At 37.2% G+C, this 26,049-nt stretch carries 26 protein-coding genes; 19 read left to right on the top strand and 7 right to left on the bottom strand.

Annotation, left to right across the window (positions count from 1 at the left end; translation table 11 throughout):
* Position 1 precedes the first annotated feature (1 nt).
* Together ACZZZC_RS04200 and greA are read right to left on the bottom strand one after the other, a co-directional pair.
* Positions 2 to 400 carry an HIT family protein gene (locus ACZZZC_RS04200; RefSeq protein ID WP_463484969.1) on the bottom strand — a complete coding sequence of 133 codons (399 nt, stop codon included), beginning with the start codon at positions 398 to 400 and terminating at the stop codon, positions 2 to 4.
* Positions 401 to 475: 75 nt separating this feature from the next.
* The gene (greA, locus tag ACZZZC_RS04195; protein ID WP_029276724.1) at positions 476 to 949 is read right to left on the bottom strand and encodes a transcription elongation factor GreA; all 474 of its coding nucleotides are present in this window, start codon (positions 947 to 949) and stop codon (positions 476 to 478) included.
* 287 nt (positions 950 to 1,236) lie between these two features.
* Between greA and ACZZZC_RS04190 the strand changes: the two genes are divergently transcribed.
* A complete protein-coding gene (locus ACZZZC_RS04190) occupies positions 1,237 to 3,117 on the top strand; it encodes a M1 family metallopeptidase (RefSeq protein WP_463484968.1) in 1,881 nt (626 codons plus the stop codon).
* 84 nt (positions 3,118 to 3,201) lie between these two features.
* On the opposite strand, the gene ACZZZC_RS04185 is transcribed toward ACZZZC_RS04190, so the two are convergent.
* The gene (locus ACZZZC_RS04185) at positions 3,202 to 3,678 is read right to left on the bottom strand and encodes an OsmC family protein (protein ID WP_463484967.1); all 477 of its coding nucleotides are present in this window, start codon (positions 3,676 to 3,678) and stop codon (positions 3,202 to 3,204) included.
* Positions 3,679 to 3,824: 146 nt separating this feature from the next.
* Between ACZZZC_RS04185 and ACZZZC_RS04180 the strand changes: the two genes are divergently transcribed.
* Positions 3,825 to 4,244: a DUF6157 family protein gene (locus ACZZZC_RS04180; RefSeq protein ID WP_463486637.1), complete on the top strand. Its 420-nt coding sequence runs from the start codon at positions 3,825 to 3,827 to the stop codon at positions 4,242 to 4,244.
* 9 nt (positions 4,245 to 4,253) lie between these two features.
* Here ACZZZC_RS04180 and ACZZZC_RS04175 read toward each other — a convergent pair whose 3' ends face one another.
* Positions 4,254 to 5,180 carry an NAD(P)-dependent oxidoreductase gene (locus ACZZZC_RS04175; protein WP_463484965.1) on the bottom strand — a complete coding sequence of 309 codons (927 nt, stop codon included), beginning with the start codon at positions 5,178 to 5,180 and terminating at the stop codon, positions 4,254 to 4,256.
* A gap of 226 nt (positions 5,181 to 5,406) precedes the next feature.
* Between ACZZZC_RS04175 and ACZZZC_RS04170 the strand changes: the two genes are divergently transcribed.
* From ACZZZC_RS04170 to ACZZZC_RS04145, 6 genes are all read left to right on the top strand, one after another.
* Positions 5,407 to 7,899 (top strand): TonB-dependent receptor, encoded by a 2,493-nt coding sequence (locus ACZZZC_RS04170; RefSeq protein WP_463484964.1) that lies wholly within the window; start codon positions 5,407 to 5,409, stop codon positions 7,897 to 7,899.
* A 119-nt stretch (positions 7,900 to 8,018) separates the two neighbouring features.
* Complete coding sequence (locus tag ACZZZC_RS04165) at positions 8,019 to 10,385, top strand: TonB-dependent receptor (protein ID WP_463486636.1); 2,367 nt, start codon at positions 8,019 to 8,021, stop codon at positions 10,383 to 10,385.
* A 35-nt stretch (positions 10,386 to 10,420) separates the two neighbouring features.
* Positions 10,421 to 10,975 carry an NUDIX domain-containing protein gene (locus ACZZZC_RS04160; protein ID WP_463484962.1) on the top strand — a complete coding sequence of 185 codons (555 nt, stop codon included), beginning with the start codon at positions 10,421 to 10,423 and terminating at the stop codon, positions 10,973 to 10,975.
* A 903-nt stretch (positions 10,976 to 11,878) separates the two neighbouring features.
* Positions 11,879 to 12,340, top strand: coding sequence for an IS200/IS605 family transposase (tnpA, locus tag ACZZZC_RS04155; RefSeq protein WP_463484961.1), 462 nt, complete (start codon positions 11,879 to 11,881; stop codon positions 12,338 to 12,340).
* Between the two features lie 35 nt (positions 12,341 to 12,375).
* The gene (locus ACZZZC_RS04150; protein ID WP_463484960.1) at positions 12,376 to 13,116 is read left to right on the top strand and encodes a lysophospholipid acyltransferase family protein; all 741 of its coding nucleotides are present in this window, start codon (positions 12,376 to 12,378) and stop codon (positions 13,114 to 13,116) included.
* Between the two features lies 1 nt (position 13,117).
* Positions 13,118 to 13,999, top strand: coding sequence for a TraB/GumN family protein (locus tag ACZZZC_RS04145; RefSeq protein WP_463486635.1), 882 nt, complete (start codon positions 13,118 to 13,120; stop codon positions 13,997 to 13,999).
* Here ACZZZC_RS04145 and ACZZZC_RS04140 read toward each other — a convergent pair.
* Both ACZZZC_RS04140 and ACZZZC_RS04135 read right to left on the bottom strand, forming a co-directional pair.
* Positions 13,996 to 14,745: a LytR/AlgR family response regulator transcription factor gene (locus tag ACZZZC_RS04140; protein WP_463484958.1), complete on the bottom strand. Its 750-nt coding sequence runs from the start codon at positions 14,743 to 14,745 to the stop codon at positions 13,996 to 13,998. The two genes, ACZZZC_RS04145 and ACZZZC_RS04140, sit on opposite strands and share 4 nt — an antisense overlap.
* Positions 14,746 to 14,808: 63 nt before the next feature.
* On the bottom strand, positions 14,809 to 15,618 hold the full coding sequence (locus ACZZZC_RS04135) for a sensor histidine kinase (protein WP_235527254.1): 810 nt from the start codon (positions 15,616 to 15,618) through the stop codon (positions 14,809 to 14,811).
* Positions 15,619 to 16,105: 487 nt separating this feature from the next.
* Between ACZZZC_RS04135 and ACZZZC_RS04130 the strand changes: the two genes are divergently transcribed.
* The 4 genes from ACZZZC_RS04130 (at position 16,106) to ACZZZC_RS04115 (ending at position 19,844) form a co-directional block, all read left to right on the top strand.
* The gene (locus ACZZZC_RS04130; RefSeq protein WP_157255605.1) at positions 16,106 to 16,276 is read left to right on the top strand and encodes a hypothetical protein; all 171 of its coding nucleotides are present in this window, start codon (positions 16,106 to 16,108) and stop codon (positions 16,274 to 16,276) included.
* A 4-nt stretch (positions 16,277 to 16,280) separates the two neighbouring features.
* Positions 16,281 to 17,189 carry an ABC transporter ATP-binding protein gene (locus ACZZZC_RS04125; RefSeq protein ID WP_463484956.1) on the top strand — a complete coding sequence of 303 codons (909 nt, stop codon included), beginning with the start codon at positions 16,281 to 16,283 and terminating at the stop codon, positions 17,187 to 17,189.
* 1 nt (position 17,190) lies between these two features.
* Complete coding sequence (locus ACZZZC_RS04120) at positions 17,191 to 17,988, top strand: ABC transporter permease (protein ID WP_463484955.1); 798 nt, start codon at positions 17,191 to 17,193, stop codon at positions 17,986 to 17,988.
* 287 nt (positions 17,989 to 18,275) lie between these two features.
* Entirely contained in the window at positions 18,276 to 19,844 is a 1,569-nt protein-coding gene (locus ACZZZC_RS04115) for a M28 family metallopeptidase (RefSeq protein ID WP_463486634.1), read from the top strand.
* A 98-nt stretch (positions 19,845 to 19,942) separates the two neighbouring features.
* Here the strand turns inward: ACZZZC_RS04115 and ACZZZC_RS04110 are convergent, their stop codons facing one another.
* A complete protein-coding gene (locus ACZZZC_RS04110) occupies positions 19,943 to 20,173 on the bottom strand; it encodes a response regulator transcription factor (RefSeq protein ID WP_056848321.1) in 231 nt (76 codons plus the stop codon).
* 286 nt (positions 20,174 to 20,459) lie between these two features.
* On the opposite strand from ACZZZC_RS04110, the gene ACZZZC_RS04105 reads away from it, so the two are divergent.
* From ACZZZC_RS04105 to ACZZZC_RS04075, 7 genes are all read left to right on the top strand, one after another.
* A complete protein-coding gene (locus ACZZZC_RS04105; RefSeq protein ID WP_463484953.1) occupies positions 20,460 to 20,846 on the top strand; it encodes a hypothetical protein in 387 nt (128 codons plus the stop codon).
* Positions 20,847 to 20,849: 3 nt separating this feature from the next.
* Complete coding sequence (locus ACZZZC_RS04100) at positions 20,850 to 21,497, top strand: hypothetical protein (RefSeq protein ID WP_463484952.1); 648 nt, start codon at positions 20,850 to 20,852, stop codon at positions 21,495 to 21,497.
* A complete protein-coding gene (locus tag ACZZZC_RS04095) occupies positions 21,464 to 22,255 on the top strand; it encodes a sensor histidine kinase (protein WP_463484951.1) in 792 nt (263 codons plus the stop codon). The genes ACZZZC_RS04100 and ACZZZC_RS04095 overlap by 34 nt, the downstream gene beginning before the upstream one ends.
* A 3-nt stretch (positions 22,256 to 22,258) precedes the next feature.
* The gene (locus tag ACZZZC_RS04090) at positions 22,259 to 22,900 is read left to right on the top strand and encodes a response regulator (RefSeq protein ID WP_463484950.1); all 642 of its coding nucleotides are present in this window, start codon (positions 22,259 to 22,261) and stop codon (positions 22,898 to 22,900) included.
* Positions 22,901 to 23,020: 120 nt separating this feature from the next.
* The gene (locus ACZZZC_RS04085; protein ID WP_463484949.1) at positions 23,021 to 23,398 is read left to right on the top strand and encodes a BlaI/MecI/CopY family transcriptional regulator; all 378 of its coding nucleotides are present in this window, start codon (positions 23,021 to 23,023) and stop codon (positions 23,396 to 23,398) included.
* Complete coding sequence (locus tag ACZZZC_RS04080; protein ID WP_463484948.1) at positions 23,395 to 25,368, top strand: TonB family protein; 1,974 nt, start codon at positions 23,395 to 23,397, stop codon at positions 25,366 to 25,368. Before ACZZZC_RS04085 ends, ACZZZC_RS04080 begins: the two co-directional genes overlap by 4 nt.
* A 15-nt stretch (positions 25,369 to 25,383) precedes the next feature.
* Complete coding sequence (locus ACZZZC_RS04075) at positions 25,384 to 26,043, top strand: TonB-dependent receptor plug domain-containing protein (RefSeq protein WP_463486633.1); 660 nt, start codon at positions 25,384 to 25,386, stop codon at positions 26,041 to 26,043.
* Positions 26,044 to 26,049 lie beyond the last annotated feature (6 nt).

The raw sequence follows: 26,049 nt of genomic DNA, 5'->3' as shown, positions 1-26,049 counted from the left end.
TTTATTCCTCTAACAAAGCCTGCTTAATTTTCTCAGCTGCTTCGGCCAGCTCTTCCTGGGTTGGCTTTAGCTTCTCCTTGGCAAAGTTCATATCGGCTACACTATTCATCGGTATTAAGTGAATATGAGCATGCGGAACCTCTAATCCAATAACCGAAACGCCAACTTTTTTGCAAGGAAAGGCGGTCTTCACTCCTTTTGCCACAATTTTGGCAAACATCCAAAGGCCAACATATAAATCTTCATCCATATCGAAAATATAATCTACTTCGATTTTAGGAATAACTAAAACGTGGCCAGCGGTTAAGGGCTGAACATCTAAAAAGGCTAAATACTCAACAGTTTCTGCAACAACATGCGCTGGTATTTCTCCTGCAACAATTTTTGAAAAGATAGTCATAAGTCAGTTGTGGGTTATCAGTTATGAGTTACAGGTTTGGGCTTACAACCTGTAACCCATAACTCCCAACTTCTTTTATCTAGAGATTTCTAAAACTTCGAATTGCATTTTACCTGCAGGCACTTCAATTTCGGCAAATTCGCCAACAGATTTACCTAACAAGCCTTGTGCAATAGGCGATTTTACAGAAATTTTTCCTGTTTTTAAATCGGCCTCCGTTTCGGCTACCAACTGATAAGTCATGGTGGCACCGTTTTTAACATTTTTAATTTTTACAATTGATAATGCCAATACCTTCGATAAATCCAATTTCGATTCATCAATCAGGCGGGCATTTGCCAATGTATTCTTTAATTTTGAGATTTTGGCCTCATGCAAACCTTGTGCTTCTTTAGCAGCGTCATACTCTGCATTTTCCGATAAATCACCCTTATCTCTCGCCTCAGCAATTGCTTTAGATATTAGCTGACGGCCGGTGGTAGTTAAATAATGAACTTCTTCTTTCAGTTTATCTAACCCCTCTTGTGTGTAATACGTTACCTCTGTCATTGCTCTATTAATTTTATTCAAACGCTATAAAAAACAAACAAGACTACATAGTTGGTTTGCTACATAGTCTTGCTTCAATTATAACGAAGATAAATTGTGGAAATTACAAAAGCAAATAAAAGATCAGGATTTTTAGATTTTAACATCGAGTTGCCACTAATCACCACATTAATAAACCTTCACTCCCTAAACCAATCTTCTTTCGCTTAAAATTAAAAAGTAACATTCAAACCGATACTCATTTAAAATTCATTCAATTATGATATTTTAGTCGAAATTATTTAAAAATGAAAAAGTTATTTTCTTTACTCCTCCTTGTCGGACTAGGAAGTTATACGCTTTCGGCGCAAGAGCTATATATGCCACGAAATATAAAGGCAGCTTACGATAGAGGAACCCGCTCTATGAACGGTAATCCTGGCGCCAACTATTGGCAAAATCATGGCAAATACACCATGGATATTAAAGTAGATGCCGCTACGAAAATGGTTAGCGGACAAGAAGAAATTTTGTACAGCAATAACAGCAACGATACGCTAAAAACCTTGGCTATTCGTTTTGTGAACAATTTACACAAGCCAACTTCTCCACGTGGAGGTGCTGTAAGCGAAGATTTTTTAACTACAGGCCTAAACATTTCTTCGTTTTCTGTTGATGGAGAAACGTATAAAGTAGATTCAAAAAACTGGGGAACAGTTGGCAATGTGCGTTTGAAAAAGCCATTAAACCCAAAGTCAAAAGTATCTGTTAAAATAGGATGGGATTATCCTTTATCAAAAGAAAGCGGTCGCGAAGGACAGATTGATCCAAACTCGTTCTTTGTGGCTTACAGCTATCCCCGTATTTCTGTTTATGATGATTACAATGGTTGGGACAGGATTCCACATACAGATAGAGCGGAATTTTACAATGATTTTAACGATTATGTTTTTTCAGTAACGGCACCAAAAAACTATGTAGTTTATGCTACCGGCGATTTTTTAAATCCTGATGAAGTATTGCAGCCGGAAATTTCCGCTCGATTGAAAAAATCATACGATACAGATGGAGTAATTAATATTGCCACTGCTGATGAATTGAAAAATGGTAAAGTAACGGTTCAAAAAGATTGGAATACCTGGAAATTTAAGGCCAATCATATTCCTGATGTAACTTTTGCCATGAGCAATCACTACGTTTGGGATGGTGGAAGTGTTGTGGTAGATTCAAAAAGCGGCCGCAGGGCAAGTGCACAGGCAGCCTATAACCCAACAACAGGAAAAGATTTTTTAAATTCGGTAAAATACAACATTAATGCACTGGCATGGTTTTCGAATAACTGGCCTGGCATCCCTTATCCTTACGCTAAAAGCATTGCTTTTCAAGGCTTTGCAGATATGGAATATCCGATGATGGTTAATGATTCTAACTTCGGCGATCCGGTTTTCGCTCAACTGGTTCAGGATCATGAGGTGGCGCATACCTATTTTCCTTTTTTCATGGGCATAAATGAAACCCGTTATGCTTATATGGATGAAGGCTGGGCAACTACTTTCGAATATTTAATCGGCATTGCCGAACATGGCAAAAAAGCTGCTGATGATTTTTACAAAAAATTTAGGGTTAACAGCTATATTAACGATAAATCTGCAGAAGAAGATCAACCCGTAATTTCGATGTCTGACCAGGTTTCTGGTGCCGGGTATGGAAATAACTCTTACGGTAAGGCTTCGTTAAGCTATCTTGCATTGAAAGATATGTTGGGCGATGATTTATTTAAAAAAGCACTTCATCATTACATGAACACTTGGAATGGTAAACATCCCATCCCGTGGGATTATTTTAATTCAATGAATACAGGATCAGGCCAGAATTTAAACTGGTTCTTTCAGAACTGGTTTTTCACCAATCACTACCTCGATTTGGCCCTGAGTAACCCGCAAATTTCATCAGGAAAAGTAACGTTTGTAATTAAAAATGTTGGCGGTTTTGCTATTCCATTTGATATTCTGGTTACCGATACGGAAGGTAAAACAGAAACCATTCATAAAACACCAGCAGTTTGGAAAGTGAATCAGAAAGAATTCACTATGACGATTAACACCAACCGTAAAATAAAGTCGATTACTTTGGATAATGGTATTTATGTAGATGCTACTCCAAATGATAACGTTTTTGTTGTAAAATAATTAACCGTTTAAAGTTGGCAGTTTAAGAGTGAAAACGGCCAACTTTAAACTTTTCACTATCTACTTTATACTTTCCACTAAATACTAGCTATTCTCCGCTTTACAAACAGGCTGGTGTTTAACAGGAAAATTTAATGAGTTGGCGATAAAACACATTTTGTTCGCTTCTACATGCAACGACTCTGCCAATTCAAAATGTTCCTTATCTGCTATTAAAACCTTTGGATGTAGGGTTACTTCCTTAAACTTACCACTTCCATCTGCCGATTCTTCCATTGTGCCAACAGCCTCATCTTTATAATCGATAACTACTATTTCGTTTTTAGAACATAGGTGCAAATACCAAAGCATGTGGCAACTGGAAATAGAAGCCAATAACAAATCTTCGGGGTTATATTTAGATTTATCGCCAAGAAAGGCAGAATCTGATGAACCAGAAATATCGCTTTTTCCTTGGACAGAAATAACGTAATCGCGATCGTAAGAGCGGTAATCCATTGTTCCAGAACCCTTATTGCCCGTCCAGGTTACGGTTGTAGTGTATAAATGATCTTTCGGCATGATATAATTTAGTTAGAAATTGTATTCCAATTTAGGAAATAAGGGTGGAAACTACGAGAAGAAATCGCAATTGTTTCTTAATTTAGAATCAAAATGAAAAAATTTCCCGCCCAAAATTAGAAATTGAATAGACTTAATCACATCCCATGACCAAAACTCACACCACTAACTATTTCGATACTTTTATTGAGGTAGCAGAAGATTGTCCGGTTAGCCACGGAGAAATACCAAAACCAAAAGGAAACAATAAAACGGTTGCCGAATTACAGTTTGAAATGATCTCAAAAAAGCCTTACAAATACTCATCTGATGATGTGTTATTTCAAGTTTTCGCAGAAAGAAACGATATCAGCGAAGCAGAAAAAGATGAAGCCAACAAAAGCTTTTTCTCGAAAGGACAACCTTGTTTTCGTGCTTCACCTTTAACAAAACGATATGGCTTTGGCGTTCACTCCAACCACGAAGGCAAAATTGCTATTTATGGAATGGAAACAGAAGAATACACAAAGCTATCGTCCGATTCTGGAATTAAAACAGTAAAAGCCATGCGTACCTCAAAAAAATAATTCTAGAGTCTAAAAAGAAAGTCCCTCCAGTTTTTGAGCCAAAACTTCCGATATCTTGCGATAAGAATCGAAGGTCCAGCCGCCAACATGCGGTGTCAAAATCACTTTTTCATTTTTGGCCAGTTCTTTATACCAATCTTGCTCACCCAGGGCCGGAAATTTTTCAGTTTGTAATACATCTAGTCCAGCACCTAAAATTTTACATGATGAGATGGCATTTAAAACGGCTTTTGTGTTTACAATTTCCCCTCTGGCGGTATTGATAAAGAAAATGGGCTTTTTAAAATGGAAAAAATATTCATCATCAACCATCTGTTTGGTTTCGGCAGTGAGTGGAATGTGCAAACTGAGCACATCGCTGTGCTTGACAATTTCTTCCATACTTACTTCACGGGCGAACGCATCAGAAAAGCCAGTTTTATATTTATCGTAAGCCATTACATCAACCTCAAAGCCAGCCAGTTTTTTAGCGAAAATTTGCCCCATAAAGCCATAACCAATAATGCCAACTTTTTTTCCTTTTAATTCGTACCCTCGGTTTCCTTCTCGATCCCAAACCCCGTTTCTGATCTCCATATCAGCCCTGCGGAAGTTATTCATCAGCGATAAAAGCAAACCTGTGGCATGTTCGCCCACCGCATCGCAATTACCTTCTGGGGCGTTAATTAACTCGATACCTCGTTCGAAAGCAATTTTATCATCGATATTATCTAAACCAGCACCGGCACGGGCCACAAATTTCAGGTTTGGAGCCGCCGCGAAAAGCTCAGCATCAATCCTGAATTTGGTACGAACAGCAATACCGACGTAGTCTTTTATTTTTTCTAACGTCTGCTGTCTGGTAATTTCAGGTTCATCATCAACCTGATAGCCCAATGCCACCGCCTGCTCTTTAAAAGCGGGATGTAAATCATCAACGATTAATATTTTTTTCATCTCGAACAAAAGTAACAATTTAGATATTGGCCATTTATAATATTGTTCAATTGTTTTCCTGTTTCACTAACAGAAATATGCCTGGCAACTTAAATGTGGACAAAAATTGCTCACAAAAATATTACTATAAAATGGCTGTAATAAAATAGTTACGCCTCCTTAATTAAACTTAGTTGCCGTTACTTTGTCTCCCTTTACAAAAACACACAACAAATAATATATTTTAATGAGAATTTTTAAATCAAGGACGATACAAATTACCCTTCTATTCTTAAGTTTATCCTTTAGCCTTTTCGCCCAAACTGGAGGCAAGGCAAAAATAATCGGTGTACTTAAAGATGCCAAAACACAAGAAACCATCCCATTTGCAACGGCTGTTTTAATTGATAAAGCAACAGCTAAAAATGCTAAAATAGCTCAAACCGATGCAAATGGCGCTTTTGTAATGGCCGATTTACCTACAGGAACCTTTACTTTCAAAATTAGTTTTGTTGGCTACCAAACCATGGTACGCGATAACGTAAACATTACCTCAACCACCGGAACTTTAAACTTTGGCGATATTAAAATGAATACCGCAAAAGGAAATATTTTGAGCGAGGTTACGGTAACCGGACAGAAACAGGGTATGCAAATGGGCATTGATAAAAAGATTTTTGCTGTAGATCAAAGTGTAATTAGCGAAGGTGGTTCTGCCGGCGATTTACTACAAAATGTTCCATCCGTTTCTACAGATATGGACGGAAATGTGAGCCTACGTGGATCGAGTGGCGTTAGGGTTTTAATTGATGGCAAACCTTCACTTATTGCCGGTGGTAACGTGGCGCAAATTCTCCAGTCTATCCCAGCAAGTTCTATCGAAAGTGTAGAGGTAATTACCAACCCGTCATCTAAATATGATGCGGAAGGCCAATCTGGTATCATCAATATTGTGCTAAAGAAAAATACTAAACTTGGGTTTAACGGTTCGGTGGCTTTAACTGCCGGTAACCGCGACAACTACAATGGCAATACCAATTTAAGTTTTCAAAATAGTAAAGTAAACCTTTACGGAAACTACAGCTATCGTTACGGCAATAGAATTGGTGGTGGCTTCCAGGATATTACTTATAAAAGCCCAACCACTTCAACTGCTTTTGCAAACCAAAATACTTCATCCACTTCGTTGGATAAGGGACATAATGCTAAAGCAGGTTTAGATTATTACATCACTCCTAAAAGCATTGTAAGTTTATCGGGTGGTTTTAACTCAAGGGAAAATGACCGCGATGAATTTGTTGACATCAGACAATTGCGCTCTAATTTGAGTCCGGTTTTACTAAGCAATAGAAGCAATACCAATAAAGGTGATGGAAGCAGTTATGATTTAAATTTGGATTACGTTCAAAAATTTAAAAAACCGAAAGAGGAATTAACTTTCAATTTTGGTTACTCATATGGAACGAATAATAATGATCAGGCATACAGCACAACTTTTACCAACCAAAATGGAAATGCGGTAAACATCAATCCAAGTTTACAACGCATTTTTAATACTGGCGATAACACAAATTATAACATCCAGGCTGATTACACTTTGCCAGTGGGTAAAGCAGGTAAAATTGAAACCGGTTACCGCAGCCAAATTCGTTTAGGAGATAACGATCAATATGCAGATTCGATTTTAACCAATACTGAAATTTACATTCGTAATAACAAATTGATTAATGATTTTAACAGCAAAGATCAGGTTCATGCGCTTTACCTAAACTATCAAAATCAGATAAAAGATTTTGGTTACCAAATCGGCTTAAGAGCTGAAGATGCCCGTTTAGATACCCATCTGGAAGGATATAACGGCAATAACCTAGTAGCAAGTGAAGGAAACATCCATTACAAAAGGTTATATCCAAGTGTATTTTTAACGCAAAAATTAAAAGGTGAGCAAACCGTTCAGTTGAGCTATACACGCCGTGTAAATCGTCCTCGCCCATGGGATACCAATCCATTTTTAGATGTATCCGATCCTTTAAATTACAGAGCAGGTAATCCAAATTTATATCCGGAAGATGTACACTCTTTTGAATTGGGTTACAGCAAATATTTCAAAAAGGTAACCTTAACATCCAGCTTATATTTCCGCCAAACTAACGACGTTATTCAAAGGGTAAGAAGTGTGCCCGATGCGAACGGTATTATCACCACAACACCACAAAACTTAACCCGCCAACAAAATAGTGGTTTAGAATTAATTGGTCGCTTCGATTTAATTAAAGCGTTAAACTTTACTACGAACGTAAATTTATATCAACAGAAATTTGAAGGTGATGAAAGATTTAACATTGCCAGCAGAAGTGGTTTTAGCTGGAATGGAAATATCACTGGAAATTTAACTGTTGCAAAAAACGTATCTATTCAGGTTCGTGCCGATTACAGAGCACCAGAAGTGATGGCGCAAGGTAAACGGAACGCGATGTACGGTATTGATGGCGGAGCTAAATACGATTTCCCTAATAAAAAAGCCTCGCTTAGTTTCAACATTAGAGACGTCTTTAATACCCGCAGATGGAGCATGACTACGGATGATAACTTTACGTATATCGATTTTGCCCGACGCATGCAAGGAACAATGGGTAACCTAACGTTTTCTTACCGCTTCGGAAAAACCACATTCAATTTAAATAAAACTAAGAAAAAGGACGATCAGCAAGACAATCGTCCTGATGAAGGCTCATTTTAATTTTGAAAAAGGCGTTTAAAAAGATATTTTTAAACGCCTTTTTTATAAACGCTAACCAAACATTGAAAAAACGTCTCCCTAAATTTTGTCTTACTTTCTTGATTCTATTTTCAGGAGTCATGGCTTTTGCCGCCGAAAAAGGAACGATTAGTGGCAAAGTGGTAGAAGAAGTTGGTGGTTTATCTATTCCCTCAGCTATCATTTCGGTATATCTTGGAGATGCAGAACAACCTTTGATTACTTCTACAAGTGATGATGACGGTTTTTTAAGCATCAAAAATCTGAAAAGCGGAAACTATCGCATTAAAATTAGTTTTGTTGGTTATGCACCTTTGGTGGTAAACGGGATCATCATCACCGACAAAGATTTTGATAAAAACTTAGGATCATTAAAACTCAGCTCAGAGCAAAATTCACTGCAGGAAGTAACCATTACCGTACAGAAACCTGCAATAGAATTTGGTGCCGATGGTGTAACCTATAACGTCGGGTCCACTTTGCTAGCAGAAGGCAGCACTGCGACAGATGTGTTAAAAAATGTACCCATGGTACAGGTTGATATCGATGGGAATGCAACTATTGCCGGCAAAAAAAGCACCCGTGTTTTTATTGATGGAAAGCCATCTGATTATATGACATCGAACATTGCCGATCTTTTGAATGTACTTCCATCAGATGCAATTGAAAAAATCGAAGTGCTCACCAACCCACCTGCAAAATACAGTGGCGACGGGGAAGGAATCATCAATATTGTGATGAAAAAAGGGTTTAAGGTAGGGTTTAATGGCAATATCGGCGTAGCAGGTGGTGTGCAAGGAAATGGAAATGCCAATACGAATGCTTCCTACCGTGGAAAAAATTATGCTATTAATGGAAGTGCAGCCTATCGTTATAACGTGGGCAAGGGTGAAAATAATAGTTATAGAGAAAACTTCTTTCCTGATACAACATTTTATTACGATCAAAGCGGTGCCAACAAAAGCAAAAGCAGAGGTGCCAATTTTAGGTTGGGTTTTGATTGGGACATTACGCCAAAGCAAAATATTCGCTTATCAACCAATTATAACGACAATACATCTTCATCCAATTCAGCAAACGAGCTGCGCTATTTAAGTGATCAACTCATTGAAAAACGACTGCGCAACCAAGCCAATACAGGCGATGGGAACAGCAACAACTTCGTAATTAATGCCGATTACAAGCTACAGACTGATACGAGTGGCGGAAACCTATCGATTGGGTTAACATTTAATACCAATGGGAGTTCAGATCTTCGAACCTATAATACCTCCTATTTACCCATTGGTATTTCGCGAGCAACCTTGCAAAAAAACAATAATGATATTGGAAATAATGGCATCACTTTTAACCTTGACTATGATAAACCGGTATTTAAAAAAAGAGATCGTGTTGAGTTAGGTCTTGCTTATAACTACAGAAAAAATGACAACGACTTATTGGTCGAAAATTTCAATTTTCAAACGCAGCAATTTGTAACCAATGATAGGTTGAGTAATCAATTTTTATACAATGAAAACATTCTGGCTGGATATGCATCATACAATTATCGTAATGCAGGTTGGGGCGTAAAAACGGGGGTTAGAACCGAATTAACAGACGTGGCTTTCGATCTTTCGACAGGAGAAAACTATAATGTAAAGCCTTATCTAAGTATTTTCCCCAACCTTTCGGTTAATAAATTTTTCCGCAAACGTTATAATTTTGGCGCAACATACAGCGTTCGTATCAACAGACCAAGAGAAAACACCTTGAATCCACAGGTTAATAATGTAGATACGTTGAATATTTCTTATGGTAATCCGAACCTTTCGCCCTCCTACACACACCAAATGGATATTAGTTTCGGGGCATTTGGGCAGAAATGGTCTTTTACGCCCCGCATTTCTTATTCCACTAGTCAGGGTGTAATTGAAAGATTTAGAACAGTTACCTTAATTCCAGGTTCTACTTCAGCTCGATCGGAAAGCACTTTCGATAACGTTGGGACAAACAATTCTCTGGCTTTGATTCTAATTGGAAATTATCGTCCTACGAATAAAATATCAGCCAATGGGAATTTCAGTGTGATTCAGAGTAATTATACTTCAAAATTAAATTCGGCCTTGAATAGAGATGGATTAAGCATTAGGGGAACTTTTGGCTTTTCTATGCAACTTCCACAGAAAATTGCTTTCGAATCAAATTTAAATTATGCCAATAACGTAAGTGCCCAGGGAAGAAACAAGGGTTCGGTAACTTCGAGTTTCTCTGCCAGAAAAATGTTTTTTAGCAACAGATTAAATTTCAGGGTTACACTAAACGATATTTTTGGAAATCGAAATAACACCATTTATAACGAAGGTGAAAACTTTAGATTGAAGAGTTTTTCTACGAATAATACGCAGAATTTCATATTCAGCCTAAACTATAGATTTACGAAGATTGCAAAAAAAAATCCACCACCTCCCCCAGCAACACCACGATAAATTTTATTTAGGATAGGATATTTGTAATTTGCGTAATGGAAGAAAAAAACCCCTGGAAAACGCTGGAAAGTGACTTAAAGTATGACAACAACTGGATTAGTGTCACCGAACATCAAGTGATCAATCCATCGGGTGGAGAAGGAATTTACGGTGAAGTACACTTTAAAAACTTAGCTATTGGCATTTTGCCGCTCGATGAAGATTACAATACCTGGCTGGTAGGCCAGTATCGCTTTCCATTAAAAGCTTATAGCTGGGAAATTCCCGAAGGTGGGGGACCACTCGGCGAAGATCCATTAGAAAGTGCCAGAAGAGAACTGCTGGAAGAAACAGGCATGAGCGCAAGCAATTGGAAAGAAATTCAACGCATGCATTTGTCAAACTCAGTGAGCGATGAATTAAGCATCATTTACGTAGCTACGGGCTTAATTCAAGGCATTGCAATGCCAGAAGAAACCGAAGAATTAGTGGTTAAAAAAGTCTCGTTTGATGAGGCTTTCGAAATGGTGATGAAAAATGAAATTACGGATTCAATGAGTGTGGCGGCAATTTTAAAAGCGAAGCTGATGATTATGGAAAACCTGATTTGATGTTTATTTTATCATAAAATGTTCCTAACGGAACATGAAAAATCACATTTTTTTTTCTACCGAGGAGACATCCCTACGGGATATGTGGGCGCTTAGAAAAAAGTGAAATTTACATATCGATTTTATGGAGGATAACCAACCCCGATTCATGGCAATTCAAAAATGAAAATTATGGTTCGATAATTATATCAAAAATGGATTCAACTTTTTACCACATGTTCCGTAGGAACATTTCCTCGGTAGAACAATTATGCACCATACATTTTCGTTCCGTAGGAACGTTTCATGAAGATAAGCATCAAAATATTAACCACAAGCTATCATGAAATGTTCCTAACGGAACATGAAAAAATCATATTTTTTTTTCTACCGAGGAGATATCCCTACGGGATATTTGGGCGCTTATAAAAAATGAAATTTACATATCGATTTTATCGAGGATCACCAACCCCGATACATGGGCAATTTAAAAAATGAAAATTATTGTTCTATAATTATATCAAAAATGGATTCCAACTTTTTACCACATGTTCCGTAGGAACATCTCCCCGGTAGAAATTATGCACCATACATTTTCGTTCCGTAGGAACGTTTCATGAAAATAAACATCAAAATATTACCCCAAGCTATCATGAAATGTTCCTTACGGAACATGAAAAACCACGAATTCTTTGTATCGAGGAGATATCCCTACGGGATATTTGGGCGCTTAAAAAAATGAAAATTTATGCCTTGATTTTAATGATATATATCAAAACCGGATGTCACATGTTCCGTAGGAACATCTCCTCGGTAGAAAATATGCGCCATACATTTTCGTTCCGTAGGAACGTTTCATGAAAATAAACAACAAAATATTATCCCAAGCTATCATGAAATTGGTTATATTCATTAAAAAATGATATGCCAAACACCTACACCCAAATACACATCCAATTTGTTTTTGCGGTGAAATACCGAGCGGCACTAATTGGGGCAGAATGGGAGGATAATTTGCAAAAATATATCACCGGAATCTTCCAGAACAATAACCACAAAATGATTCAGATCAATAACATGCCGGATCATATCCATATTTTGGTTGGAATACGTCCACATCAATCTATTTCGAGCTTAATTCAAAACGTCAAAACCGAAAGTTCAAAATGGATTAACGATCAAAATTTATCTAAATCGAAATTTTCATGGCAAGAAAGTTATGGGGCATTCTCTTATTCAAAAAGTGACTTACCAAACGTAATTCAATATATCCACAATCAAAAAGAGCATCACAAAAAAGAAAGCTTTCTAAGCGAGTACGCTAAATTTTTAAAAGATTTCGAAATTGAGTTCGAGGACAAATACATCTTCAAGGAACCAGAATAATTTATATTATCTTTGTTGCTTTATTTTAAAACCAGATGAGCAAATTTTTCGGCTATATACTTACTCCAATATTTTACATTTTCTTTGGTTTAATGCTGTGCATTTTCCATCCCATTCAATGGATTTGCTATAAATTATTTGGCTATAAAGCGCACAAAACGTCGGTTGATATTTTAAATTTCTTCTTAACCTATTGCCAGATATTTTTATTTAATTCCATCAGTTTCAAGAATGAATACGATCTCCCAACCGATCGGCCAATCATATTTGCGGCTAACCATCAAAGCATGTACGATATCCCATCGTTGATTTGGTTTTTAAGAAAGTACAGTGCAAAATTTATCTCCAAAATCGAACTCACAAAAGGGATTCCATCTATCTCTATTAACTTACGTTTAGGTGGCGGAGCCAATATCAACAGAAAGGACAATAAACAAGCCATATCAGAAATCATCAAACTTGGCCGTAGAATGAAAGAAAATAACTGGAGCACGGTTATTTTTCCTGAAGGTACCAGGGCTAAAGACGGGATGGTAAAGCAATTTCAATTCGGAGGAATCGCGACCATTTTGAAAGCAGTTCCAAATGCATTAGTAGTGCCAATAGCCATCGAAAACTCGTGGAAAATTGTTCGCTTTGGAATGTTTCCTTTAACAACTGGCCATGCGTTAAAATGGACGGTTTTGAAACCGATAGAACCAGGGCTAAAAACGCCAAACGAAATTACGCTGGAAGCCGAGACAGAAATTAGAAAAATATTAAATCAATCAATATAACATGAAAATTGTGAGATACTTTTTTATTATATTTCTTCTCATTGGATTACAATCTTCTGCACAAACCAGCAAGCTTTCTAACTCTTTATTTTGGGAAATAACCGGAAAGGATTTGACAAAACCATCTTATCTATTTGGAACTTACCATTTTGCTGGCAAAGACTTTCTGGATAGTATGCATAACGTAAATAATAAGCTCGATGCTTCTGATATGGTTATTGGCGAACTACTTTTTACAGACAGCCTTTTGGCAAAAAAGCTGTCAAAATATATGTTAATGAACGGCAATACCTTAGATAAAATTTTGACTGAGCAAGAGTATAAACTTGTCGGCGATTATTTAATAAAAATTGCCAAAGTTGATATTAATAGTCTAAAGTATTTAAATCCAATGGCAGTGAAAGTGATGATATTGCAGTTCACGTCGCCGGTTACATTTAGTAAAGAAAATACTGCAATTGATGCTTATTTTCAAGAATATGGAAATTTACACAATAAAGCCGTTATCGGATTAGAAACTATAGAAGAGCAAGGCAAAATCCTTTTCGGAGCAAGTATCGAAAGGCAAAAAAAGCAGTTGCTTGATAATGTCCTGAATTACGAAAAATACAAAAAGCTAGCCGAAGAGGGTTTTGAAGCCTTTAAAGCGCAAGACCTGAATAAGATTGAAAAATCGTTCCAGGAAACTGACGAATTTACACCAGAAGAATTTGAAGTGCTGCTTAAAAATAGAAATATAGCATGGATTAAAAAGCTACCTTCCCTAATAAAAAATAAAAGCGCCTTTATTGCTGTAGGCGTTGGCCATTTGGTTGGTGAGTGGGGTTTAATTAATCTCCTACAAAAAGAGGGCTATACAGTAACACCAATTAAAACAAACTAAATATTCTTGTTGCCAATAACTCTGAAAAATTCATCGCGATAAGTGTCTCCTACCGGAATTATTTTGGTGTTAATGGTAATCCTACTGCGCTCTATACTTTCAATTTTATCAACAGCCACAATGTACGATTTATGTACGCGAATGAACTGACTCTGTGGTAAAGCCTCTTCCATTTTCTTCATGCTTTGGAGCGTAATGATGCGTTCATCTTTGGTGAAGATCGAAATGTAGTCTTTCAACCCTTCGATATACAAAATATCGTGAAGGTAGATTTTCTGAATTTTATGCTCTGTTTTTACAAAAATATAATCCTGAACGGGATTGGCTGGAGCAGAGAAAGCTGCCGGGGTAATAATTGGCTGTGCTACACTGGCAGGCGCTTCTACTGGTTTATGCTGTTTGTGAACCTTCTCCACTGCTTTGTAAAAGCGATCGAAAGCAATAGGTTTCAGCAAATAGTCAGAAACATTTAAATCGTAGCTTTCTAACGCGTACTGTGGGTATGCTGTAGTTAAAATATAGTGGCATTTAGTCCCTGCGATTTTTAAAAACTGAATCCCCGTTAGCTCTGGCATTTGAATATCTAAAAACACCAGATCAATACCCCCACCCTGAACAACCTGTAATGCTTCAATTGGATTCTCGCATCGCTTCACCATCGTTAAAAACGGAACTTTGGAGATATAATCTTCCAAAATATCAAGCGCTAATGGCTCATCATCAACAACAATACAGTTTAAGTTCATTTTTAGGTTTAGTTTTAATTCAAGGATTCAAAAATGGTCAATTCGTCAAAGCCGGTTGGCAAATTAAATATCGATCATTAGTTCACAGGTGTAATGAGTAGCCGAATTTACAACATTTAATTTATATCTGTCTGGATATACCAGCTGTAATCGTCTTTCTACGTTAGGCAAACCAATTCCGCCTTGAGCATCCTTATTCTGCTGATTTTTCTTATTGATCACGCTAAAGTGTAGGATCTTTTGGTTCGCAATGATATTAATTTTAACCGGGTTTTCCGGATCATTCACCACGCCATGTTTAAACGCATTCTCTACAAATGAAATCAGCATCAGCGGCACTATTTTTTGATCGTCAATTTCTCCATTTAGGGTAAGTTCGATAAAAGCACCATCCTTAAATCTTATTTTTTGCAGTTCTATGTAGTTCGTTAAATAATCAACCTCCTTGCTTAAAGCTACCGTTGGGGTATTGCTTTCATAAATCATGTAACGCATAATCTCCGAAAGCTTCATAATCGCATCTGCTGTCTTATCTGATTTTTGATAGGCCAGTGAATAGATGTTATTTAGGGAGTTGAAAAGAAAATGCGGATTAAGCTGCGATTTCAAAAACTGCAGCTCCATTTCCCGACGCTCACTTTCCAGGTTACGTTGAATGCGTTCGTTAGAAAACCAATCAGCAGCAAATTTAATGAGGCAACTTGAGACCAAGAAGAATCCACACAAAAACAATTGTGCGAAAAAGTATTGATCTGCCTGCAGTGTTTTCGGCTTTCCTTCCATGATGTAATCCATCATATCTTTAGGATTTAAAACCGCTACAACAGTTTTAATTAATGCCGCAGCGCCTAACAAAAGAACAAACGCCAACATGTATAGAAAATATTTCTTCCTTTTTTTAATGAGCTGGGGAATAAGGATTAAATAGTTTATATAAAAGAGGGAAATATTTATTATACCAAATAGCACAAGGGAGAGTAAAAAATGTTTAACACTTTTTACCTGAGAATCAAAAAAGACATCTAACGCAATTATTAATATTATAAATGCCCAGAAAATTCCGTGAAGTATTAATGGTCCTTTGCTTTTTTTCATTTAATATACTTTGAAAGAGGAAGCAGCTTATTGCTAATCTTTCCGCATCCAAAATAAATAAACTTTCTTTTTAAACCGCACACAATCTACCAACAGGCATTTTTTTTCTACCAACAGGCAAACAGCCAAATTTTATCGACAAACTCCAAATCTCATCGATAAACGCCAAAAATGCCTGTTTATCTAGAATCTTGAACACTTGGTATAATACATTTTAGCAAGCAATTCGAATGCTGTTCCTTTGAATCATCAAAACGAAAACAAAATGAAAAAGTTAGTAAACACCTCGCCATTTTTACTTTTATTAGTTCCAGTATTCATGATGATTATTTTAACGCTTACGGTAAATACAAATCAAAATGATGCTGAAGTTGTGGTAAAACCTACATCAAGCACTAATACTATCGCAAAACAAGTATCAGCGGTTTTCAAATAAGGTAATGAGTAATTATGCAATCGAAACTGTAGGCTTAAACTTTAGCTTTGGTAACCAAACCATTATAAAAGATTTATCCTTACAAGTACCAAAGGGTAGTATTTATGGTTTTTTAGGCCCTAATGGTGCTGGTAAAACCACTACAATAAAAATCCTGCTTAATTTATTAAAATCGCCGGCAGATCAGGTTTTTATTTTTGGGAAAGAAATCAACAGTAATCGCATTGCCACACTTAAAAAAATTGGAGCCTTGGTAGAGCAACCTGCTATCTATGGCCATCTTTCTGGTAAAGAAAACTTAATTAATCGCTGCCTCCTACTCAGGATTCCAAAAAGCAAAGTCGCAGAAATGCTGGCTTTAGTAGGCTTAACCGATGCAGGTGATAAAAAGGCTGGTAAATATTCTCTAGGAATGAAACAACGTTTGGGCATAGCCCTGGCCCTGGTTTCAGACCCGGAATTACTACTGCTTGACGAACCAACCAATGGCTTAGATCCCAACGGGATTATCGAAATTAGAAACCTGATGATCGAATTAGCCACCAAACACAACAAAACTATTTTAGTATCTAGCCATTTATTGGCTGAGATTGAAAGAACTGCTACTCATGTAGGCATAATTAACAAAGGCCAATTATTATTTCAAGGCACGATTGATGAACTTCATCTGCTAAGCAAACCGATGGTCGAAATAGAAGTAGATCAAATTGAGAATGCAAGTGCTTTTTTGATTAAAGCAGGCTATGAAATCGCTTCCAAAACAGATAACAAAATAACCGTTCCTTTTTCTTCACCTGCCGATAGCGGAAAGCTCAATACACTACTCATCCAAAATGGATTCACAGTAAGCAGCCTCTCCAAGCAACGCAAAGATTTGGAAAACCTTTTTCTTGATATTACCAAAAACAACTAAAATGCGCTCCATCTACATTTCATTAGTTTCCGAGTTTTATAAATCCAGGAAAACCCTTGCCTTTTGGGCCGCAATTTTACTTCCGGTTGTAATATGCAGCTTGGTAAGTTTTGGTTTTTATTCAGGTGCTGATAAAATTCTGAAATTAAACGCACCCGGCATGATGCTTTGGATAAGATACGCCGGTGCCACCCTGAACGTTATGGGGATATTGGTAATGCCTTTTTATGTAATGTTTATGGCTTTTTCGGTTAATAATATAGAGCACAAAAACGATACATGGAAAAGCCTTTTCGCCCAACCGTTAAACAAATTCTCTATCTATACCGCTAAATACCTATTTGCGATTACGCTGATATTCATTTGTTTGTTTCTTTTTGCTACGCTAACCTATGGTTTCGGCCATCTATTGCAAGTTTTAGTTCCAAAATATACGTTCAGTCAATACAACCCATCCAACTTCCTCATTAACTCTTATAGCAAGTTATTTTTGTCATCCCTGGGCATTTTGTCCCTTCAATTTATCTTTAGCTTAATCTGGGGCGATTTTCTTAAACCCATTGGCATCGGTTTCGTAGGCACTATTATGGGCATTGTAGCAGGCATGGTTAACTGGACGTACGCCTATCTTATTCCATACAGTCTGCCTGCCTTGGCTTTGCAAGTTACACAGGTAAAAAAAGGAAAAGATCCATTAGATTTTGAAATTTTCGCTAGAGAAATTTGGGTAAGTCTAATTTATGCAGGGGTATTATTTATCGCGGGTTACTTTATTGTAACCAGAAAAAGTATTAAATAATATTTTTGAAAAGCAATAGCTGCATTTCATTTTAATGTTAGTCCTTCTTTACACTACAAGTCCGTTTCAAAAATTTTGTGCTTAGGTAAGGCATATGCATCGAAACCTCTATTAGTTCTCAATTGGAATACGGGCTTTCCGTTTCAATAAGGTTTAGATAATTCAGGCTGTTACTCTCAAGTTTGGCAACTGTTATGCCGCAAAAGCCCTTTGTAAAAATATCGGGAGATTCTAATTGTAGAAAAGCTAAAATGTAATTTAGCACTTAAACCAACCTACTTCTTAAAATGATCAAAAGATTTACAATCACAGCAATGGCTTTTAGCCTTTGCTTTTCTGCGTTTGCGCAAGATGCACCAGATGCTGCCATAGTACAAAAAATACGCAAGGCTGGCCTGGAGAATTCAAAAGTGATGGATATTGCCTTCAACTTAACTGATGTTTCCGGTCCTCGTTTGTCTAACTCTCCTGGTTTAAAACGAGCGCAAGACTGGGCAGTAAAACAACTTACGGAGTGGGGTTTGAAAAATGCACACCTCGAAGCCTGGGGAACATTTGGCAAAGGCTGGCAAGTAGATAAATATTACGCTGCAACCACCGCTCCTTTTTATCACCCGATTATTGCCTCTCCAAAAGCATGGACCCCAGGAACAAATGGCCCAATAAAATCAGAAGTAGTTTTAATCAAAGCAGATAGTGTTGCCGATTTAGCGAAATATAAAGGTAAACTCGCGGGCAAAATTGTAATGATGGATCAAGGTGCTCCACTTACAAGCGGATTGAAGCCAGATTTTTCACGATATGCCGATTCTACGCTGGCGCAGATGGCAGCGGCAAAACCTGCAACTGGCGCTCCTCGTCAACGTGCTGCCACCGGGCCAATGGCCGATCGTATGGCGCAAATGATGAAAATGCGTGAAGTGCGTGCAGCCATGAGCGCCATGTTAGTCGAAGAAAAAGTGGCTCTGATCTTAACTTATGCCCGCGGCGGACAAGGAACTTTCTTCACCAGCAATGGCGCCTCTTATGCCTTAGATGCTAAACCAGTTTCTCCTGAACTTGAAGTTGCTGCCGAAGATTTTTTACATATTTTACGTTTGCTTCGTGCTGGCAAACCAGTAGAGGTAGAAGCTGATATCAAAACTTCATTTTATGCTCAAGACCCTCAGGGCTACAACGTAATAGCTGAAATTCCGGGAACCGATAAAAAATTAAAGGATGAAGTGATTATGATTGGAGGCCACTTCGATTCGTGGCATGCCGCAACTGGCGCTACCGATAATGCCGCTGGTTCTGCCGTAATGATGGAAGCCATGCGAATTTTAAAAGCCATCGATTTTAAACCTAAGCGCACCATCCGCATCGCACTTTGGAGTTCTGAAGAGCAAGGACTATTTGGTTCAAGAGGTTACGTAGCCAAACATTTTGGCGATCCGAAAACGATGGCTTTAACACCAGATCAGAAGAAAATTTCGGCTTATTACAATTTAGATAACGGTACAGGCAAAATTCGCGGTATTTATTTACAAGGAAACGCAGCAGCCGGACCTATATTCCAAAGTTGGCTAAGTCCGTTTAATGATCTTGGAGCTACAACGGTAACGATTAACAACACTGGCGGAACCGATCACCAGGCCTTTGATGCAGTGGGCATTCCGGGTTTCCAATTTATACAAGACCCCGCCGATTATAATACCCGTACGCACCACAGCAACATGGATACTTATGACAGATTGGTGGAAGATGATCTGAAACAATCGGCAACTATTGTCGCTTCTTTCGTTTATAATACTTCCCAACGTGATGCACAAATTCCAAGAAAAGAATTGCCAGTAGCACAAGCCGCAAAACCATAATTAATTAAAATGCAAAAGCCTGCTAATTTGACCATAAAGTCAAACGGCAGGCTTTGCTTTTTAGAGAGAGGGTGCGTTAAATATGTATATTTTAATCTTTAGTAAGATAATATCCGCTGCTTAAATGCCCACACAATAAGCTGATACGAGTTTCGCAGATCTAGCTTTCTAACCATGTTCCGCCTGTGTGTATTTACGGTATGCTCGCTAATAAAAAGCATATCGCCTATTTCTTTGCTGTTATAACCTTTTGATAATAGCTTTACTATTTCAATTTCCCTTTCCGTTATCAAGTTATTGCTTTCTTGAAGATGGATGTTGTTTGTCATTGTAAATTAAATTGTAGGGTGATCATTAATTCATCACAAAGAAGACTCCTGGTTACCCCGCAAAAATTCGGGATCTTTTTATTATGGGATAGACAACTTTGGGATGTGCAACACTAAATTCTCATTCTTTATTGCATTTCAAAAGTATGTCGACGTACCTATATATGAGTAGTATGTTTTACCCTAAATAAAAAGGTGTTTTTACGGTATTAAAATTCATAGTGGCTATTGCCAGAAACTATCTAAATAACGACTTTAGAAGACCAAAATCAAACCTACTGTAATAATGAGCAAAAATTCGAATTTCCAACCTATTGATAAGAAGGTTGCACAAGATATGGTTAACGCATATGCCGAACAGGCTAGCAAAGATCCAAAATCTTACACCAAAGCAATCTGGTTTCCTGCAGCACAAATCTTAGAAATGGCCAAAACAATTGCCGATGGAAAACACGATGGTTTGCGAATTTATAATGCTCAATACACAGCCAATTCCATAGAAGGATTGCCAAAAGAATATGAAGGAAGAAACACGGTATTACTAGTGCCAACCTTTGCTGCTGGCTACAGCAACCCACTTGGCGAATTAACCGAAGAACATGAAGATGATTTGGAAGATATTGAAAACAGAGGCGAACTTTGTCCTAACGTATGCCAGGGAACCGGACTTTAAAGAATGAATTTTACATCACCGATAGTTATAGCCGAAATAATGTGCCTTATAGGTGCAGTTATATTTTTAAGAAATGATAAAAGCATTTTTTGGAAATTAAATATTGCCTATCTTCTTCTGGCGTTATTAACGGAAGCTGCAGGAAGTTATATGTCCTCTAAAAGAGAAAACAATCTTTGGTTATTTAACTCTTTTGTGTTTTTCGAAATTAGCTTCATTTTTATTGGCATCTGGCATTGCCTGAAAAATTATTTAATCCCTAAGCCTATTATATATGTAGGGCTAGGGATCGTCTATTCGATTTATTTTGGCTTTATTGCCAAAGATTCGATTATGGTGTTTAACTCGACTGCTGTAACAGTAATGTCGGTAGTTTTTAGCCTCTACTGCCTTTATTATTATTATCTCCTGTTAAATGACGAAAAATTTATTGAAATCAAATATCATCCAGAATTTTGGTGGATAACAGGTGTATTGTTTTATTATTTTGGTGGAACGGTTTGTAATTTATTAAGTGATGTATTTGATGTTCGTTTCGGCAAAAGTTTCACCCTCAGGTACGCTATTACCATAGCATTGAATTTCATTTTATATAGCGTTTGGACTTATTCTTACTTATGCAGAGCGAAACAACAAAAATTGCGATCTTAGTTGTTCTTGCAACTTTGATTTTCTTACTAATGCCTGTTTTTTTGATTATGTACATCCGTTCGTATAATCGGCATAAGAAAAACCACATTTTAGAGAAACAACACATGCAACAGCAGTTTGAGGCAGAGATGCTTCAAGCCAGAATTGAAGTGCAAGATAATACCATGCAAGCTATTGCAACAGAACTGCATGATAATGTAGGACAACTATTAAGTTTAACCACATTGACCCTAAATTCAATTAATCTTGATCATAGCGACAAAGCCACTGTCAAAATAGAAAATTCCTTATCTCTGGTCAACAAATCTATCAAAGAGTTAAGAGAACTTGCCAAACTTTTACATGGTGAGCAAATAGTAGAAAACGGTTTAGGCAATGCTTTGCAACAAGAAATAAACTGGCTGGAAAAAACAGGTAGTTACGAATTGCAGGTGAGCAATCAACTTCATAATCTGCAGGAAAACTCCCCAGATAAAGACTTAATTATTTTACGCTTGCTACAGGAAATCATCAACAACATCATCAAACATGCAAACGCTACTTCAATCAGTTTTAATGCATACTATGAGGATAAAAAATTATATTTAAATGTTGAAGAAAATGGAGTAGGTTTCAATTACGAAAAGGCTAAAGCAAATAAAGCAGGGTTGGGATTAAGTTCTATTTCAAAGCGCATTGAAATGATAAATGGTAAATTGGCTTTAAATTCAACTCCAAATAAAGGCACTAACATCCTAATCGAAATCCCATATCCCTAAATCATGTTACCTCAACCTATATCCATTGCCATAGTTGATGATCATACCCTATTCCGTTCTGGATTAGCCAGCTTATTAGACGAATTTGACGAAATTAAGGTGGTATTTGAAGGGAAAAATGGTCAGGATTTACAACATAAAATTGTAAATCATCCAGATGTTAAACTCCTATTAATGGATATTAATATGCCAGTAATGGATGGATTTGCAGCCACCAAGTGGGTAAAGGAGCACCATCCTAATATAAATGTATTGGCATTGAGCATGCTAGAAGATGAAAAAGCCATTATTGGAATGCTAAGGGCTGGCGCAAGCGGATATATGCTTAAAGAGTCAACACCTAACGACCTTCTCATGGCCATTAAAGCTGTTGTTGAAAAAGGGTTTTACATCAACGACCTGGTATCGGGCAGGCTTTTGGTTGCTTTAAAAAATAGCGATTCAGGCCCAATCTTCAGCACAAGGGAACTTGCATTTTTGCAACATTGCAGTACCGAACATACCTACAAAGAAATTGCCGACATGATGAATGTAAGCCCGCGAACTGTTGACAACTACCGGGAATCATTATTTGCCAAACTCAATATCCGATCTCGTACAGGATTGGTGGTTTATGCGATCAAGAATAACCTAATTACCATATAATCAGCACCGCTGAAAATCTTTACCTATTAAAAACTTGATAAATAATTTGCATAACTAAATAATTAGTTTTAACTTTAGTTAAGGCATTTGCCTAAAGCTTATCTCTATTTATTAAATATTATGGAAATTAAAGATCTAACCAAAGCAGAAGAACAGCTTATGCAGGTATTGTGGCAGTTGGAAAAAGCATTTGTAAAAGAGGTTATCGATGAACTTCCCTTGCCAAAACCCGCCTATAATACAGTTTCAACAATTATCAGAATTTTAGAGACAAAAGGTTTTATTGGCCATGAGGCCTTTGGAAAAGCCCATCAATATTTCCCGCTCATCAGCAAAGAAGAATATAAACGCCACGCCACCGAAAAGTTACTCGGCAACTATTTCGAGAATTCAGTAGAAAGTATGTTTTCTTTCTTCGTGAAAGAAGAGAAGTTAGATTTAAGTGATGTGGATGAAATTTTAAAAATGATTGATAAAATTAAACATAAGCCAAAATGAGTTTTGCGCACTACCTACTTCAGGTGAACTTATACTTAATTGTTTTTTATGGCTTTTATAAATTACTTTTAGATAAGGAAACCTACTTTTTACTCAACCGAATTTACCTGGTAAGTGCTGGTGTATTATCATTATCTATTCCATTTATCCGACTGGAATGGCTTACTGAGCAAAAGGCGGCACAGCAGGTTTATACATCGGTAAATTGGGAAGCCGTATTGGAAAAAGCTACTATTGTAAGCGATAACAGCAATGGCTTTAATTGGGGTAATGCGTTTGTGTACATCTATTGTGCAGGTATAATCTTCTGCTTAGGCAAGCTTGCTTACAATTTACTCTCAGTACAGAAGCTGATAAAAAATGCGAAATCGGGTTCTGCTTTTTCTTTTTTTAGTAAAAAAGTCGTCGATCAGAATTTGCCACTAATGGCGGTGATTGATGTACATGAAGAAGCCCATATTAAACAATGGCATACCGCAGATATTTTGTTTTTTGAGATTATTGGAGTTTTTACCTGGATAAATCCAATCATTTATTTCTACAAAAAATCCATTAAAAATATTCACGAATTTTTAGCAGATGAGCATGCTGCAGCATTTCAAGGTGATAAAGCTGAATATGCGATGCTCATCTTAAGTCAGTCGTTCGGAATTTCTCCCAATCGCCTTACCAATGGTTTCTTTGATAAATCACTCATCAAGAAACGGATCTTTATGTTGCAAAAAGAAAGATCAAAGAAAATAGCCATTTTGAAGTATGGCTTCTTTATTCCGCTTTTTGCAATTCTCATTATTTTCTCCTCAGCAACGGTAAGAAAAAATGAAAAGCTGATTTCGATTAGCAATCAAATACCACTGGATAAACCTATTGAAATGGTTCAGGAAATAATTATTCCTGAGCCAGCATTTGCTCCAGAAAAATTATCTACCACTGAGATCATTCCTACAGCAGAAAAAGTAGCCGGAAATTGGAACAACTTTTACGCCTTCATGGCCAGATCGATAAAATATCCATCCGAAGCTCAGAAAAACAACCTTCAGGGCAATACTCAGATAAAATTCACCCTTCAAAACAATAAGGTAACAAACGTAAGCAGTGTTTTGAATTTGGGCGACGGCTGCGATGAAGAAGTAATGAAAGCCATTTTGTCATACAGAAAATTTGAAAATCTGCCTAATGGTAAATACACGTTGAAAGTAGGTTTCACGCTTTCCGGAAATAAGGCCCCGCTTATAAATAAAGAGACCATTAAACTGGCTACCTACCAAAAACTTTCTAATATTAATATTATTGGCTATTCTTCGCCTATAGAAAGTGGTAGTGAGGAGGATAAGTTAGACAAGGTTTTTGACTTCGTTTCTATAGAGAAACAGCCGGAGTTTCCCGGAGGGATATCTAAGTTTTATGAGTATTTAAGCAAGACCATAAAGTATCCAAAATCAGCACAAGAAAATAATGTACAGGGAAAAGTTTTTCTATCCTTCATCGTCGAAAAAGATGGTTCGCTTAGCGATGCTTTGATAACCCGCGGCTTAGGCAGTGGATTAGATGAGGAAGCCTTAAGGGTAATAAAAAGTTCACCAAGATGGAATCCTGGGATAACGGATGGTAAACCCGTTAGGGTAAAATACCACATCAACGTGAATTTCACACTAAATGTTGATGATGAGGTGAAGAAAGCAACTCGGATTAAAGGCCTTTCTACGAGCAACGTTTTTAACAACTCGAAATTTGATGGTGTTGTGGTATTAAATGGAAAAGTGAGCCAAAACGGTTTTGATTTTACCAAGATTGATAATCGCAATATTCAATCGGTTTCGGTACTAAAAGATGCTGCAGCAACAAGTTTATACGGAGATAAGGGAAAAAACGGCGTGCTCATCATTACGACAAAAAATAACGATTTTAGAAAAGCAAGTGACACGGAACTTAGGTTAGATACCAACACACCGACTCTTAAAATAAGATAATTAAGATCAACGGATATGAAAAGAATATTAACGATTGTTATAGCGCTGAGTTTGGCCTATAGTGTAAAGGCACAAACGAAACCTGATAGCACCAAAACACCAAGCATTACTTTACGTGGTACAGCTACATCTGTTACGGAGCCCCTTATTGTAATTGACGGAAATAAGCAATATCAACGGGGAACGGCATCGATGGCTGGTGTGGATCCAAATAATATCAAATCGATAAATATTTTGAAAGATGCTGCATCAACCACTAAATATGGCCCTGACGGATTTGCCGGTGTTATTGAAATTAAAACTAAAAACGGTTTAGCAGGAATTTATAATAAGAACATAGATTCAAATAGCGTCGGCCTTAAGGGCAAAATTACCGGACTAAGTTTTCGCCCGAATGCTACAGGTGTGATCCGAAATTACAAGAGAAAAGATTCTGACCCAAAAGTGATTATTAGAAATCTGTTGCAAAAAGATTCCGACCCAAAAGCTAATCCAATTTATGTGGTTGATGGCAAGCAAGTAGACGACATAGGAACACTTGACCCAAATACAATTGAATCAATTAATGTACTGAAAGATGCTGCTGGAAAATCACAGTATGGTGAATCAGGCGCAAATGGAGTAGTTATTATTACTACAAAAGTTCCTAAAAAAGAAGTTCAAAAGAAAAACTAAATAAAA

This window comes from Pedobacter sp. AC212 (assembly GCF_979258625.1).
The sequence above is the reverse complement of the archived record's forward strand: the minus strand, read 5'-3'. Positions and strand labels throughout refer to the sequence as shown.